Genomic DNA, 1625 nt, shown 5'->3' on the forward strand with positions numbered 1-1625 from the left:
TCCTGTTTTCCGCGCTGGGTCAGTCAGTTTGAAAGCCGAACATTTTCATTAGTTGCTTTTGCGGTTCTCCTTCTGTGAAGATCACGCTTTGGATGTTTTTTGACTTGGGAAGGCGCACATTTATCTGATAGATAGTTTTCATTAGCTCAATGGCTGTTTGAGGACTTATATCAGATTTTTGCGCCTTGAGTTGTCTGTCGAGCTCTTTGTAGACTTTGTAGGAGCAGAAAGCGACGATAAGGTGTGCCTCTATTCGCTTTGGCAAACGATGGTAGATCGGTCTTACGCGTAAGTCTGTTTTAGATATTCTAAAAGCCTTTTCGATTTGCCAGAGTTCATTGTACTCAGCTACTACTTGTTCTTTGGATAGTTTGCTGTTTGTCAGGTAACCTTTTAAACCATCCCACTGCTGATCAGCTCCGAACTTCTCATAATCTATAGAGATATTGACTTCTCCTTGTAGTTTGAGATACTTATTGTATCCTCTATTATTAATGTGCTGTTTACTGAGCTTACCACTTTTAAGTTTCTGTTCTATCTTCTGCAGGCCTTTTTCTCTGTTTCTACGGTCTTTTTTTGCTCTGGAGGTAGTGTGGGTAACGATCAGTCTATGACCTCCTGGATAGTCGAGTAAGGCACTCTGCCCGTCTTTTAATTTAAGAGCTAGTACCTTGTCTTTAATGGAGGTGCTTTCGTTTTTCAATCTAGCGCCAATGATAAACTCATAACCACGTTCACTGAGGTATTCAAGGTTCTTTTTTGACATCAAACCTGCATCGGCCACTACAATGAGCTTATCAATCTGAAAGGTTCGTTTAAAGGCTTCTAATACAGGTACCATGGTATGACCCTCAAACTGGTTCCCTTCAAACATCTCAAATGATAGGGGGTAGCCATTGGTGCTTACAAGTAAGCCTAGAACGATTTGAGGGTGTTGATGCTTTCCTTCTTTCGAAAAACCAGTTTTACGTAAATCGTCTTCATCACTGGCTTCAAAATAGAGAGTGGTCACATCATAGAAGACCACAGAGAGACTACCTCCCAGCAGTGTCAAGGTATGATTATAACTAATCTGTTGTAACTCTTGCTTGAAGTTAGCTTGAATCTTATCCAGATAGCGATAGATCTGATCTACACTGACTTCCAGATTTTGATAACGGAGCAGGTATTCACAGGTTTTAAGTTTGCTCAGCGGAAATACCAGTCTGCTAATAACCAGGTGCCTGAGCATATCATCACCAACTTTAGAGAATCCGATCTCATCATAAATTTTACCGAGAATTAAAGACGGACCAACCAATAATACCTTGTTAAGTCCGTTTTTCAAGTTTTCAACAAAGTGCTCATCTTCTACAAAACCAAAAGATAACGATTGCTGACCCGTGTAGTTGGCCAACCATTCTTTGGCTTGATTCATCAATTCCTCCACCTTAAGAGGGTCTGAGCTGGAACCTATAGTTTTGACCAGACGATCCTTGGGCCCCGACGTATCAATAATCTGAACACTGATTTTGCCACTGGCATTTTGTTTTTGACGTATAAACACGCCTACAAATTACGCTGGGTCAGTCACTTTTCAAGTAAAAACCTTACTCAAAAGCCAGAAACACACTTTTTAGTATGAA

Annotated in this window: 1 protein-coding gene; it reads right to left on the reverse strand. The window is 40.6% G+C overall.

Annotated features, from left to right (window positions below; translation table 11 throughout):
• Positions 1-19 precede the first annotated feature (19 nt).
• Positions 20-1546, reverse strand: coding sequence for an IS1634 family transposase (locus tag C7460_RS23395; protein WP_115870562.1), 1527 nt, complete (start codon positions 1544-1546; stop codon positions 20-22).
• Positions 1547-1625 lie beyond the last annotated feature (79 nt).

The sequence above is a fragment of the Marinoscillum furvescens DSM 4134 genome (genome assembly GCF_003386095.1).
GTDB lineage: Bacteria > Bacteroidota > Bacteroidia > Cytophagales > Cyclobacteriaceae > Marinoscillum > Marinoscillum furvescens.